The sequence below is a fragment of the Streptomyces sp. NPDC051180 genome (assembly GCF_040689545.1).
GTDB lineage: Bacteria > Actinomycetota > Actinomycetes > Streptomycetales > Streptomycetaceae > Streptomyces.
Genome location: NZ_JBFBBC010000018.1, coordinates 19,943 through 33,264, shown reverse-complemented (window position 1 = coordinate 33,264; position 13,322 = coordinate 19,943). Strand labels below are relative to the sequence as shown.

The window sequence follows — 13,322 nt, the reverse complement described above, 5'->3', positions numbered from 1 at the left end:
GACACCGTCACGAGTCGAGGATCGTCGTAAGGAACTCCCCGGTCCACGCCAGGAGTTCACGGCCCACCACCGGCTTGCCGCCGATCTTGCCCGTCGTCGGACGCGGGACGAGGATCTGGTGGACGGCCGGCTTGATGACCGTCCGCGGGTGGAGCCGCTTGAGGCGCAGCTCCTGCGACTCGCGCAGCTCCACCGGGGCGAAGCGGATGTTGGAGCCCTGGAGGACGATCTCGCCGACGCCGCAGGAACGGGCCAGCATCCGCAGACCCGCGACCAGGAGCAGGTTCTCGACCGGCTCGGGCAGCTTGCCGTAGCGGTCGGTGAGCTCCTCGCGGACGGCGCGGATGTCCTCCTCGGAGTTGGCGGAGGCGATGGAGCGGTACGCCTGGAGGCGCAGCCGCTCCCCCGGGGCGTAGTCGTGCGGCATGTGGGCGTCGACCGGAAGCTCGATCTTGACCTCCAGCGGAGCCTCCTCCTCGGCCCCGCCCTCCATCTGCGCCCGGTAGTCGGCGACGGCCTCGCCGACCATGCGGACGTACAGGTCGAAGCCGACGCCCGCGATGTGACCGGACTGCTCGCCGCCGAGGAGGTTGCCCGCGCCGCGGATCTCCAGGTCCTTCATGGCCACGTACATGCCCGCGCCCATCTCGGTGTGCTGGGCGATCGTCGCCAGCCGCTCGTGGGCGGTCTCGGTGAGCGGCTTCTCCGGCGGGTACAGGAAGTAGGCGTAGCCGCGCTCGCGGCCCCGGCCGACCCGGCCGCGCAGCTGGTGCAGCTGGGACAGGCCGAAGTTGTCGCCGCGCTCCACGATGAGGGTGTTGGCGTTGGAGATGTCGATGCCGGACTCCACGATCGTGGTGGAGACGAGGACGTCGAACTTCTTCTCCCAGAAGTCCACCACGACCTGTTCGAGCGCGGACTCCGACATCTGGCCGTGGGCGGTGGCGATCCTCGCCTCGGGGATGATCTCGCGCAGCCTGGCCGCGGCCCGGTCGATGGAGTCGACGCGGTTGTGGATGTAGAAGACCTGGCCCTCGCGCAGGAGTTCACGGCGGACGGCCGCGCCGATCTGCTTCTCCTCGTACGGGCCGACGAAGGTCAGGACCGGGTGGCGCTCCTCCGGCGGGGTGGTGATCGTCGACATCTCGCGGATGCCGGTGACCGCCATCTCCAGCGTCCGGGGGATGGGGGTGGCCGACATCGTCAGCACGTCGACGTTGGCCCGCAGCTTCTTCAGCTGCTCCTTGTGCTCGACGCCGAAGCGCTGCTCCTCGTCGACGATGACCAGGCCGAGGTCCTTGAACTTCGTCTCGGAGGAGAAGAGGCGGTGGGTGCCGATGACGATGTCGACCGACCCCTCCCGCAGCCCCTCCATCGTCGCCTTCGACTCGGTCTCCGTCTGGAAGCGGCTCAGCGCCCGCACCTTCACCGGGAACTGGGAGTAGCGCTCGCTGAAGGTGCCGAAGTGCTGCTGGACGAGCAGCGTCGTCGGGACGAGGACGGCGACCTGCTTGCCGTCCTGGACGGCCTTGAAGGCCGCCCGGACCGCGATCTCCGTCTTGCCGTAGCCGACGTCGCCGCAGATCAGGCGGTCCATGGGGACGGTCTTCTCCATGTCCTCCTTCACCTCGGCGATGGTGGACAGCTGGTCGGGCGTCTCCGCGTACGGGAAGGCGTCCTCCAGCTCGCGCTGCCAGGGGGTGTCCGGGCCGAAGGCGTGGCCGGGGGCCGCCATCCGGGCCGAGTACAGCTTGATCAGGTCGGCGGCGATCTCCTTGACGGCCTTCTTGGCGCGCGCCTTCGTCTTCGTCCAGTCCGCGCCGCCGAGCCGGTGCAGGGTCGGTGCCTCGCCGCCCACGTACTTGGTGACCTGCTCCAGCTGGTCGGTGGGGATGTAGAGCCGGTCGCCGGGCTGGCCGCGCTTGGCGGGGGCGTACTCGACGAGGAGGTACTCGCGGGTGGCGCCCTGCACGGTCCGCTGGACCATCTCCACGTACCGGCCGACGCCGTGCTGCTCGTGCACGATGTAGTCGCCGACCTCCAGGGTCAGCGGGTCGATCGTCTTGCGCCGCTTGGCCGGCATCCGCTGGCCGTCCTTGCCGGCCGCCTTCTGCCCGGACAGGTCCGTCTCGGTGAGGACGGCCAGCTTCAGGGCCGGGTCGACGAAGCCGTGGTCGAGGGAGCCGGTCGACACGTGCACCACGGACGGCGAGATCTCGGCGAGGTCCGCGTCGAGGCGGGCGGCGATGCCCTCGCCGCCGAGGACCTCGACGGTGCGGGACGCGGGGCCGTGGGCCTCCGTCACGTAGACCGTGCGCCAGCCGTCGGCCAGCCAGCCCTTGGTGTCGGCGAGCGCGCGGGCGGTGTCGCCGCGGTAGGACTCCGGGGCGTGCATGCCGAGGGTCAGGGTGTCCCCCGACACGATCTCGTCCGCCGCGAACGGCGACACCGTCCACCAGGCGATGTCCAGCTCGCGCGCCCGGTCCCGGACGTCCGCGATGCCCCACAGGGAGGCCGCGCCGACGTCGATGGGGGCCTCGCCGCCACCGGCGGTCGCCGCCCACGACGCCTGGAGGAACTCCTGCGAGGTGGCGACCAGGTCCGCCGCCCGGGTGCGGACCCGCTCCGGGTCGCAGACCACGGCCAGGGCGCCCTTCGGCAGCACGTCGAGCAGCAGCTCCATGTCGTCGACGAGGACGGGCGCGAGGGACTCCATGCCCTCGACGGCGATCCCCTCGGCGATCTTGTCCAGCAGCTCGCCGAGCTCCGGGTGCGCCTCGGCCAGCTCGCGGGCCCGCGAGCGGACGTCGTCGGTCAGGAGCAGCTCCCGGCAGGGCGGCGCCCACAGGCCGTGCTCGGCGACCTCCAGGGACCGCTGGTCCGCCACCTTGAAGTAGCGGATCTCCTCGATGTCGTCGCCCCAGAACTCGATGCGGAGCGGGTGCTCCTCGGTCGGCGGGAAGACGTCCAGGATGCCGCCGCGCACGGCGAACTCGCCGCGCTTCTCGACCAGCTCCACCCGGGAGTACGCGGCCGCCGCGAGCCCCTCCACGACGGTGTTCAGGTCCGCCGTGCCGCCGCTGCGCAGCGCCACGGGCTCCAGGTCGCCCAAGCCCTTGACCTGCGGCTGGAGCACGGAGCGGATGGGCGCGACGACCACGCTCACCGGACCGGCCGCCGGGTCGTCGTCACGGGGGTGCGCGAGCCGGCGCAGGACGGCGAGGCGGCGTCCGACGGTGTCGGAGCGGGGCGACAGCCGCTCGTGCGGCAGCGTCTCCCACGAGGGGTACTCCACGACCGTGTCCGGGTCGAGCAGCGACCGCAGCGCGGCGGCCAGGTCCTCCGCCTCCCGTCCGGTCGCGGTGACGGCGAGGACCGGGCGGCCGGAGTCGCGGGCGAGCGCGGCCAGCGCGAAGGGGCGTGCGGCGGCCGGACCCACCAGGTCCACATGCGGACGGTTCCCGTCGGCGGCGGCCTTCACCGCCTCGGCGAGAGCCGCGTCCTTGACGACGACATCGAGCAGACCGTGCAGGCTCATGAAGGTGTCCATCCCGAGGGGTGCCGGAGGCGGGCAACGCGAACAGCCCGACACGTCGTACGGGCCGGGGTGTCCAGCGTACGACGGTGCACCGACAGCCGCTTCCGAAACACGGGCGGCCCCGGTGGTGCTCCACCGGGGCCGTACCGCTGCGCGCCGTGACCGCTACTCGCTCGCGATCGCGTTCAGGACGTTCATCCGGCCCGCCCGGAAGGCCGGGACGAGGGCCGCGAAGAGGCCCACGAAGGCCGATCCGACGAAGACGGTGAGGATCGTCGGCCACGGGATCTCCAGGACGCCCAGGCCCTCCAGGGCCAGCAGCTTCTGGGCCGCCGTGCCCCAGCCCATGCCCAGGCCGAGGCCGAGGAGGGCGCCGAAGAGGGCGATCACCACCGACTCCAGCCGGATCATGCGGCGCAGCTGGCGGCGGGAGAGGCCGATGGCCCGCATGAGGCCGATCTCGCGGGTCCGCTCGACCACCGACAGGGCGAGGGTGTTCACCACGCCGAGGATCGCGACGACGATGGCCAGGGCGAGGAGCCCGTACACGATGTTGAGGAGCTGGCCGACCTGGTCCTTCAGGTCCTCCTTGTAGTCGGCCTGGTTGCTCGCCTTGTACTGCGGGTAGGGCGCGAGGGCGTCCTTGACGGCCTGGTACGCCGCGGCCTCCTGGCCGTCCTTCGCGCTGGCGAGGAGCAGCAGGCTGTTGGGGACCTTGTCGGCCGGGACGTACCGGGTCAGGGTCGTGACGTTGACGTACATGACGCCGTCGTCGATGTTGCCCGTGTCCCGGGTGATCGCCGCGACCTTCAGCTTCACCGTATCGCCGCCGGTGAAGGCGACGGTCAGGACGTCGCCGACCTTCACGCCGTGCTCGGCGGCGTAGTCGGTGCCGACGGACATCGCGCCCTCGCCGTAGGCGTCCGCGAGGGTGCCGGCGGTGGTCTCGCGCCGCAGGTCCTTCGTGTACGTCGGGTCGGTGGCGGCCATCTCCGCGGTGGCGACCTTGCCGCGCGGGTCGGTGACCTTGGCGTCGACCCAGCGGTACTCGGTGACGTGGTCCAGGCCCGGGAGCTTCTCCAGGGCCGCCTGCGCCTGCGGCACGATCGGCTGCCCGGTGCCGGACTGCACGATGTAGTCGGCGCCGACCGAGCGGTCCAGTTCCTCGGTGGCCGAGGCGACCATCGAGGACCCGACCACCGAGAGGCAGGCGACGAGCGCGAGGCCGATCATCAGCGCGGCACCGGTGGCGCCGGTGCGGCGCGGGTTGCGCAGCGCGTTGCGTTCGGCCATCCGGCCGACCGGGCCGAAGACCCGCAGGACGACCACGCCGAGGGCGCGGACCACGCCGCCCGCCAGGAGCGGGCCGACGATGACGAAGCCGAGGAGCGACAGGACGACGCCGAGGCCGAGCCAGAGGGAGCCGGGGCCCGCCTCGGCCGCGCGGGTCGCGGTCCACAGGGAGGCCGCGCCGGCGGCGGTCAGGAGCAGTCCGATCGCGCCCCGCACCCGGCCGGCCTTCCCGTCGGCGGGGGTGCCCGCGTCACGGAGGGCGGCCATCGGGGAGACCTTGCCGGCGCGGCGGGCCGGGATGTACGCGGCGAGGACGGTGACGACCACGCCGAGGACCAGGCCGACGACCGGGGTCGTCCACTTCACCGTGAGGTCGCGGGTCGACAGCTCCATGCCCACCGCGGACATCAGCTTCATCAGGCCGACGGCGAGTCCGACGCCGGCCGCGACGCCGGCGACCGAGCCGACGACTCCGAGGAGCACGGCCTCGACGAGGACGGAGCGGTTCACCTGCCGGCGGCTGGAGCCGATGGCCCGCATCAGGCCGATCTCGCGGGTGCGCTGGGCGACCAGCATGGAGAAGGTGTTGACGATGAGGAAGATGCCGACGAGGAAGGCGATCCCGGCGAAGCCGAGCATCGCGTACTTCATGACGTCGAGGAATCCGGCGACGTCCTCGCGGCCCGCGTCCGCGGTCTCGGCGGCCGTCTGGAGCTTGTAGCCGTCGCCGAGGGCGGCGGCGATGTTCGCCTTCAGCGCCTCGTCGGCGACCCCGGGCTTCGCGTCGGCCGTGATCTGGGTGAACAGACCTTCCTTGCCGAGCAGTTCGCGCTGGGCGGTGGCCGTGTCGAAGTAGACGACCGTGGCGCCCGGGTTGGTGACCTTGAAGTCGACGATCCCGGAGATCTTCGCGGTGAAGTCGCCGGTGACGGCGATCGTCCGCAGCGGGTCGCCGATCTTCAGGTGGTGCTTCTCGGCGGTCGCGCCGTCGACGACCACGTCGGTGGGGCCGCGCGGCTCGTGGCCGGAGACCAGTTCCACCGAACGCAGCTCGTTGGGCGTCCAGTTGACGGCGATGGTCGGCGCGCCGCCGGTCGGACCGACGTTCTTGTTCCGCCCGTCGACGACGGTGACGCTGGTGGACGCGACCGAGCCCTGCGCGGCCTGCACGCCCTCCGCCGTGCGCACCTGCTCGACGAGCGCGGCGGGCAGGGCCTCGGGGCGGCCGGTCTGCGGCGTCTCGTCGTCGGCCGCCGCGCCCTTGGGGCTGACGGTGACGTCGGACGCGGTCACGGCGAAGAGCTTGTCGAACGTCGTGTTCATGGTGTCCGTGAACACCAGGGTGCCGCTGACGAAGGCGACGGAGAGCAGGACGGCGATGGCGGAGAGCGCCATCCGGCCCTTGTGCGCGAAGAAGTTGCGCAGCGACGTCTTGAGGACGCTCATGACGTCCGCCCGCGCGCGTCGAAGTCCTTCATGCGGTCGAGCACGGCGTCGGCGGTGGGCCGCTCCATCTCGTCCACGATCCGCCCGTCGGCGAGGTAGAGGACGCGGTCCGCGTACGAGGCGGCGACCGGGTCGTGGGTGACCATGACGATCGTCTGCCCGAGTTCGTCGACGGAGGTCCGCAGGAAGCCGAGCACTTCGGCGCCGGCCCGCGAGTCCAGGTTGCCGGTGGGCTCGTCGCCGAAGATGATCTCCGGCCGGGCGGCGAGCGCGCGGGCCACGGCCACGCGCTGCTGCTGACCGCCGGAGAGCTCGTTGGGCCGGTGCTTGAGGCGCTCGGACAGGCCGACCGTGTCGACGACCCTCCGCAGCCACTCCGCGTCCGGCTTGCGCCCCGCGATGTCCATCGGCAGCGTGATGTTCTCGATGGCGCTCAGTGTCGGCAGCAGGTTGAACGCCTGGAAGATGAAGCCGATCCGGTCCCGGCGAAGCTGCGTCAGCTTCTTGTCCTTCAGGCCGGTGATCTCGGTCTCGTCCAGATGGATCTGCCCGCTGGTCACGGTGTCGAGTCCCGCCAGGCAGTGCATCAGCGTGGACTTGCCGGAACCCGACGGTCCCATGATCGCGGTGAACTGGCCGCGGGCGATGTCCACGTCGACGGAGTCCAGCGCGACGACCCGGGTCTCCCCCGAGCCGTACGCCTTGACGACCTGACGCGCCCGCGCGGCGACGGCCGTACGCCCTCCAGTACCCCCGTGCCTGGGGATGGTCACAGCCGAAGTCACGGTATGTCTCCTCGAAGCGATGGCGTGGTTTGTAAGTTCAAGTTAAGAAGCCCGCACCCCCCTCCCACGTCCTCCGCCGGGACGAACGTCCCCTGGCCCGTATGGGGGAGAAGCCCCTAGGGGTTCCTCCACCCCGGGTACGGGTGAGACCCTGGCAGCCGCATATTTAGGTGTATGAAGAAAGGAGCGGTGTGCGGTGACGGAACCGTCGACGACCCGGACCGGGGCCGGGCCGGCCCCCGCGGCCCCGCCCGCCTCCGCGCGCCGGGGGCCCGTGGTCGCCGCCCTGATGATCACGATGGGGCTGGCGGCGATCGACGGGACGATCGTGTCGACGGCGGTGCCGCAGATCGTGGGCGACCTGGGGGGACTGTCCGCCTTCTCGTGGCTGTTCTCGGGATACCTGCTGGCGGTGACGGTGACGCTGCCGGTGTACGGGAAGCTCAGCGACACCTTCGGGCGGAAGCCGGTGCTCGTCGCGGGCGTGGTGCTGTTCGTGGCGGGTTCGCTGCTGTGCGCGGGCGCCTGGAACATGGCGTCGCTCATCGCGTTCCGGGTGGTCCAGGGGTTCGGCGGCGGCGCCCTCCAGGGCACGATCCAGACGATCGCGGCGGACCTGTACCCGCTGAAGGAGCGGCCCAGGATCCAGGCGAAGCTGTCGTCCGTGTGGGCCGCCTCGTCCGTCGCCGGACCGGCCGCGGGCGGGCTGCTCGCCGGATACGCCGACTGGCGCTGGATCTTCCTCGTCAACCTGCCGGTCGGGCTGGTCGCCCTCTGGCTGATCGGCCGTCACCTCGTCGAACCGGCCAGGGCCACGCCCCGCGCGCGCGTGCGCATCGACTGGGCCGGAGCACTCGCGATCTTCGCCACCGGGGCCCTGCTGCTCACCGCGCTCGTCCAGGGCGGCGTCGCCTGGCCCTGGCTGTCGGCCCCGTCCCTCGGCCTGCTGGCCGGAGCGGCCGTCCTCGGCGGCGTCACCGTCCTCGTCGAACGGCGCGCGGCCGAACCGATCATCCCGGGCTGGGTCTGGCGCCGACGCACCATCGCCGCGGTGAACCTCGCCCTCGGCGCGCTGGGCCTCCTGATGGTCGCGCCGACGGTCTTCCTGCCGACGTACGCGCAGTCCGTCCTGGGCCTGGGCCCGATCGCGGCCGGATTCGTGCTGTCGGTGATGACTCTGAGCTGGCCCATCAGCGCCGCGTTCTCCAACCGGGTCTACAACCGGATCGGCTTCCGCCTCACCGCCGTCACCGGCATCTCGATGGCCCTGGTCCTGCTGCTGGCCTTCCCGTTCCTGCCGTTCCCCGGCGAGCCCTGGCAGCCCGCGCTCCTCATGCTGCTGCTCGGCGCGACGCTCGGCCTCTTCCAGCTCCCGCTGATCGTCGGCGTCCAGTCGACCGTGCCCTACGAGGAGCGGGGCACGACGACCGCGTCCGTGCTGTTCTGCCGCCAGGTCGGCCAGAGCGTCGGCGCGGCCGTGTTCGGCGCCGTCGCGAACGGCGTCCTCGCCGCCCGCCTCGGCGGCGGCGACCTCGACAGCCTCGCCCGCTCCCTCGACGCCCCCGCCTCCTTGACCGCGGAGGCCACCGACCACCTGCGCCGGGCCGTCGACACCGCGGTCGACTACGTCTTCACGGGCGCGGCGGGCGCCGCCGCCCTCGCCCTCCTGGTCCTGCTCACCCTCGCGCCCCGCCGCTTCCCCGTCCTGAAGGAGGCGGTGGGCGACGAGGACGGGGCACGGGCCGCGTCCGGGCCGGAATAGGCCCGCGCGAGAGCCGGTTGGGACGGGACATGCGACGTGATCCCGAGCGGCCCGGCGGCCTCCACCCCCTGCTGGCGGGACGGTTCAGCCCCTACGGGTTCGATCCGGCGGCCGCCGTCGACGACCACACGCGGGAGCTGCTCCTGGAGGCCGCGCGGTGGGCGCCGTCCGCCGGCAACTCCCAGCCGTGGGGCTTCTTCACGGGCCGGCCCGGCGAGCCGGAGCACGCCCGGCTCGTCCGCCGTCTGGCGCCCAGTTCGGCGCGGTGGGCGACGGACGCGGGGCTCCTCGTGGTCGCGCTCACACGCCGCCGCGTCGACGACACCGAGCTGGTCCACTCCGAGTTCGCGGACTACGACCTCGGCCAGGCCATCGCCCACATGACGTTCCAGGCGGAGGCGTTGGGGCTGGCCGCCCACCAGTTCCGGGCCTTCGACCTGGAGGGCCTCACCGAGGACCTGCGGCCGAACCCGGGCTGGGCGATCGTCTCCATGGTCGCGCTGGGGAAGGCGGCCGAGGGGCCGCGCGCCGACCGGCACCGGCACAGCGTCGCCGACCTGCTGTCCGCTCCGTGGGCGCCGCTGCCGGTGGGCGGGGGCGTGTCCGCCCCGGGGTGACGTCTCCGCCGGGTGGGCCGACCCGCTCGCGCGGTCCGGCCGGCCCACCCGGCGCGTACCCGCCGCCTAGAAGGCGGTGTTGTACGACATGTCCTGGGTCAGGGACACGGACGTACCGCGCTTGAACGGGGCCGACCAGCTGCCCGTACCGGCGTAGAAGGTCTCGTCGCCGTTCGTGGCGACCAGGTCGGCGCGGCCGTCGCCGTTCGCGTCGCCGACGGCGGTGAGGCCGGTGAAGGCGTTCCATCCGGCGCCGACCCGGACGCGGTTCGCGAAGGTGCCGTCGCCCTTGCCGAGGTACATCCACAGGACGCCGGCCTTGTCGCGGGCGAGGAGGTCTCCGGCGGGAGCGCCGGCGATGTTCCCGGTGGCGGTCAGCTGGTTGTAGACGCCCCAGCCCGCACCGAGCCGCTTGGCGGCGGCGAAGGGCGCGTTGGCGTTGCCGGTGCCCCGGTAGAGGAACATCACGCCGGCCTTGTCGGTGGCGAGCAGGTCGGGACGGCCGTCGCCGGTGACGTCGCTGCCCCCCGCGAGCTGGTCGTAGACCTGCCAGCCGCCGCCGATCCTCGTACGTCCGGTGAGGGCCTTCTCCCGCACTCCGGTGCCCGGGTAGAGCCAGAGGACGCCGCTCGCGTCGCGGGCGATCACGTCGGGCGCGCCGTTGGTGCCCGCCACGTCGCCGACGGACTCCAGGCGGTCGTAGACCTGCCAGCCGCCGCCCACGCGGGAGCCTCCGGCGTCCGCGAGGGAGCCGCCGGGGGTCGCGGGCCGGGTGCCGAAGCGCCACAGCACTCCGCCGAGGTCGCGGACGAGGAGGTCGGCGGCGCCGTCGTCGTCGTAGTCGTGCGGTGCGGCGGGTCGGGTGACGGTGAACCGGCCGGTGGTGACGACCTCGGGGCCGATGCCGTCGTCCGGGCGGGCGGTGAGCTTCCACTCGTACACGCCGTTGCGGGCGGGGCGGCCCCAGTCCCGGCCCTCCAGGTCCTTGCCGTCCCAGTGCCAGGAGATCCGGCGCGGCATGCCGGGGACGGCGCCGTCCAGTTCGGACCAGCCGTCGGAGATCGACTGCCCGGTCGGCACGTGGGTCAGGCTCACCCACACCCTGGCGTCGCCGCGGGACAGGTCCCAGGAGAAGTCGACGCCGCGCGCGGCCTGGTCGCCGGTGAGCGTCGTCGGGGTGGTGGAGCCGGTGAGGGCCAGGACGGTCGACTGCCCGGTCGTCGCGACCAGTTCGACCTCGGGCCGGCCGCCGTCGGCGCGCGGCGAGATCCGGTAGAGGCCCTCGCCCCGCTCGGGGGTGCCGCCGCGGACCAGGAGGCTGCCGCCGGGGCCGGCCGTGGCGGAGGAGAACGCGGTGAGGAGGACGGTCTTCTCACCGGTCTCGACCGACTGGACGGTGAAGGGCCGCTTGGTGGGGTTGTCCCCGCCGTCGAGGTAGGAGGACGCGTCGATGTGGATCTTCTGTCCGGACGCCGCCCAGCCGCCGACCAGGTACATCGGGTCGGACAGGTCGTCGTCGGACGGGAGCCAGCGCTCGCCGGACTTCCCGCGCTGGTGGGCGACGATGCCGTGGACGGCCCGGCCGCCCGACATCCGCGCCTCGCGCCAGGCCACGTGCGTGGCGGAGACGGCGCCCGGCCGGGCCCACTCGTCCTCGGTCTGCAGGTACGTGGACGAGGCCCCCGTGGCGGGGTCGACGACGACCTTGGCGTCGAGCGCGGCCGCCTCGAACCGGCACTCGTAGAGCGCGGAGCCGGCGTCCGTCCAGCCGTCCTGGCCGTCGGAGCAGTCCAGGCCGGACCCCCCGGTCAGGAACCGGAGCTTCGGCGTGCCGCCGTCGAGCGTGACGGCGTACTGCTTGACGGGGCCACCGGCCCGGTACTGCCCGAGGAGCATCTCGTTCCCGGCCAGACCCTCGAAGAAGAGGCCGTCGCCGAGCGCGTCGAGGTTCACGTCCTGCGGGGGCACGGCGGCCGTGGCGGGCGTGGAGAGGTCGTACACGCGCACCACCCGGCCCGCGACCGGGGCGGTCCGGTCGACGGTGACGACGCGGTCCGTGCCGCCGGCGGCGGCGACGGTGGCGCCCGGCAGCACGATCGACGTGCCGTCGGCGTACCAGGTCCAGCGGTATTCCGGAGTCGTCCCCCGCGTCTTCGACAGGAAGCCGCTCGGCCCCGCGCCGACGACGTCCGCGTTGCGCGGGAAGGCCACGGTGGTCTGCTGGTCCTGCCGGTCCTGCTGCGTGGCCCCCGCTGCGGGTGCCGCGGTGGCCGGGACCGCGGCGATCGTGCCGCCGGTCACGGCGAGTGCGGCGGTGACGGCCGCCGCGGTCAGACGGCGCCGTCCTGAAATGCGTATGTGATTCACGTCGTTCCTCCCCTGGAAGGGACGACGTTAGCTGGCCGGGTCGGTGACACCTGCCACCGGCCCCGGCCGCTCAGGACTCCCGGGGTGCGCGCGGCACGGTGAGGCAGAAGGGGTGCCCGGCAGGGTCGAGGAGGACGCGCCAGAGGTCGGAGCGGGGCTGCGCCTCGGGCAGGGCCGCGCCCCAGGAGACGAGCAGGGCGGCGGCCTCGTCCAGGTCGTCGACGTCGAAGTCGAGGTGGAGCTGCTGCGGGACGTCCTGCGTCGGCCAGGACGGCGGACGGTACCCCTCGACCCGCTGGAAGCCGAGGACCAGGCCGTCCTCGGCCCGCAGGCCCGCGAAGTCGTCGTCGGACCGCTCCGCGACCGGGAGCCCGGTGGCCCGGTGGTAGAAGGCGGCCAGCGCCATGGGGTCGGCGCAGTCGAGGGTGATCGCCGTCAGTCTCATCCGCATGGGCGCGGATCCTACCGGCCGGTTCCCGAGCCGTCCGAGTCCGTCACGTCGCCCTCGCCGACGCCCGGTTCGCCCGTCCGACCGGCCTCGTCGGCGGCCTCGGCCAGGTCCTCCCGGGGTCGGTCGCGGCCCGTGAGGGCGGCGAGGGAGCCGCGGATGTGCTCCATGTGGGAGTGGATCTCGTCGCGCGCCTCGTCGTGCTCGCGCAGGACGCGCTCCGTCGCGCGCTCGACGCGTTCCGCCGTCAGCCGGGCGCCGGCGAGGACGTCCCGCGCGCGGGCCTCGGCGTCCTCCTGGCCGTGCCGGGCCTGCTCCTCGGTCTCCGAGAGGTACCGCCGGGCCTCGGCGAGGCGCTCCTCCGCGGCGGCCGCCTCCTCCTCGTGCCGGGCGTCGTGGCCGGCCGCGAGGCCCTGCGCGGCGCGGTCCGCCTCGTCCCGTACGGCCGTCTGCTCGGCGTGCTGTTCCGCCAGGAGCGCCGCCGCGCGGCGCTCGGTCTCCTCGAAGACCTCGCGGGCCGCGGCCCGCTGCGCGTCGGCGTCGCGGCGGGCGTCCGCGGTCAGTTCCCCGGCCCGCTTCCCGGCGGTCTCCAGGGTGGTGCGGGCCGCCGCCGCGGCCGCGGTCCGGACGCCCTCCGCGTACGCCCCGGCCGCGTCGGCCGCCTCCTCCGCCGCCGTCCCCGCGTCCTCGGCGAGGGCCTGCGCCTCCGCCTCGGCGGCGCGCACGAGCGCCTCGTCCTCCTGCTCGGCCAGCTCCAGGATGCTGCGCGCCCGGTCGCCGAGGGACTCGTACCGCTGGGGTGCGAGGGACTCGACGGCGGCGCGCAGCCGGGCGGCCTCCGCCTCCTTCTCCGTCACGAGGGCGGTGAGCCGGGCGGCCTGCTCCCAGGCACCGTCGCGCTCTCCGGAGAGTGCCGCCAGGTACCGGTCGACCTGCTCCGGGCGGTAGCCCCGGCCCCGTCCGACGACGAATCCCATCCCTGACGCCCCTTCCCGTACGGCCTGACCTGTCAAGGATGCGCCATCAGAACGGACAAAAGGCGCTCAACGTGGACACACGTCGAGCG

The 13,322-nt window shown here is 73.3% G+C and carries 8 protein-coding genes; 2 read left to right on the top strand and 6 right to left on the bottom strand.

The genetic code is table 11. The features are described from left to right. Positions 1-7 precede the first annotated feature (7 nt). The 3 genes from mfd to AB0424_RS26740 form a co-directional block, all read right to left on the bottom strand. Positions 8-3,538 carry a transcription-repair coupling factor gene (mfd, locus tag AB0424_RS26750; protein WP_366309099.1) on the bottom strand — a complete coding sequence of 1,177 codons (3,531 nt, stop codon included), beginning with the start codon at positions 3,536-3,538 and terminating at the stop codon, positions 8-10. Between the two features lie 165 nt (positions 3,539-3,703). Beyond that, positions 3,704-6,277, bottom strand: a complete 2,574-nt coding sequence (locus AB0424_RS26745; RefSeq protein WP_366309098.1) for an FtsX-like permease family protein — start codon at positions 6,275-6,277, stop codon at positions 3,704-3,706. Next, on the bottom strand, positions 6,274-7,062 hold the full coding sequence (locus AB0424_RS26740) for an ABC transporter ATP-binding protein (RefSeq protein ID WP_366309097.1): 789 nt from the start codon (positions 7,060-7,062) through the stop codon (positions 6,274-6,276). The genes AB0424_RS26745 and AB0424_RS26740 overlap by 4 nt, the downstream gene beginning before the upstream one ends. Before the next feature lie 196 nt (positions 7,063-7,258). Between AB0424_RS26740 and AB0424_RS26735 the strand changes: the two genes are divergently transcribed. Both AB0424_RS26735 and AB0424_RS26730 read left to right on the top strand, forming a co-directional pair. Then, positions 7,259-8,824 carry an MFS transporter gene (locus AB0424_RS26735; protein ID WP_366309096.1) on the top strand — a complete coding sequence of 522 codons (1,566 nt, stop codon included), beginning with the start codon at positions 7,259-7,261 and terminating at the stop codon, positions 8,822-8,824. A 29-nt stretch (positions 8,825-8,853) separates the two neighbouring features. After that, a complete protein-coding gene (locus tag AB0424_RS26730; RefSeq protein WP_366309095.1) occupies positions 8,854-9,441 on the top strand; it encodes a nitroreductase family protein in 588 nt (195 codons plus the stop codon). Between the two features lie 66 nt (positions 9,442-9,507). Here AB0424_RS26730 and AB0424_RS26725 read toward each other — a convergent pair whose 3' ends face one another. From AB0424_RS26725 to AB0424_RS26715, 3 genes are all read right to left on the bottom strand, one after another. Next, positions 9,508-11,808, bottom strand: coding sequence for a VCBS repeat-containing protein (locus AB0424_RS26725; RefSeq protein WP_366309094.1), 2,301 nt, complete (start codon positions 11,806-11,808; stop codon positions 9,508-9,510). 70 nt (positions 11,809-11,878) lie between these two features. Next, positions 11,879-12,259 (bottom strand): VOC family protein, encoded by a 381-nt coding sequence (locus AB0424_RS26720; RefSeq protein ID WP_366309092.1) that lies wholly within the window; start codon positions 12,257-12,259, stop codon positions 11,879-11,881. An 11-nt stretch (positions 12,260-12,270) separates the two neighbouring features. Beyond that, a complete protein-coding gene (locus AB0424_RS26715) occupies positions 12,271-13,233 on the bottom strand; it encodes a cellulose-binding protein (protein ID WP_366309091.1) in 963 nt (320 codons plus the stop codon). Positions 13,234-13,322 lie beyond the last annotated feature (89 nt).

Excerpts from the sequence above, each read along its gene's own strand:
- mfd (WP_366309099.1), bottom strand. The coding sequence starts at position 3,538 with ATGAGCCTGCACGGTCTGCTCGATGTCGTCGTCAAGGACGCGGCTCTC.
- AB0424_RS26745 (WP_366309098.1), bottom strand. The coding sequence starts at position 6,277 with ATGAGCGTCCTCAAGACGTCGCTGCGCAACTTCTTCGCGCACAAGGGC.
- AB0424_RS26730 (WP_366309095.1), top strand. The coding sequence starts at position 8,854 with ATGCGACGTGATCCCGAGCGGCCCGGCGGCCTCCACCCCCTGCTGGCG.
- AB0424_RS26720 (WP_366309092.1), bottom strand. The coding sequence starts at position 12,259 with ATGCGGATGAGACTGACGGCGATCACCCTCGACTGCGCCGACCCCATG.
- AB0424_RS26715 (WP_366309091.1), bottom strand. The coding sequence starts at position 13,233 with ATGGGATTCGTCGTCGGACGGGGCCGGGGCTACCGCCCGGAGCAGGTC.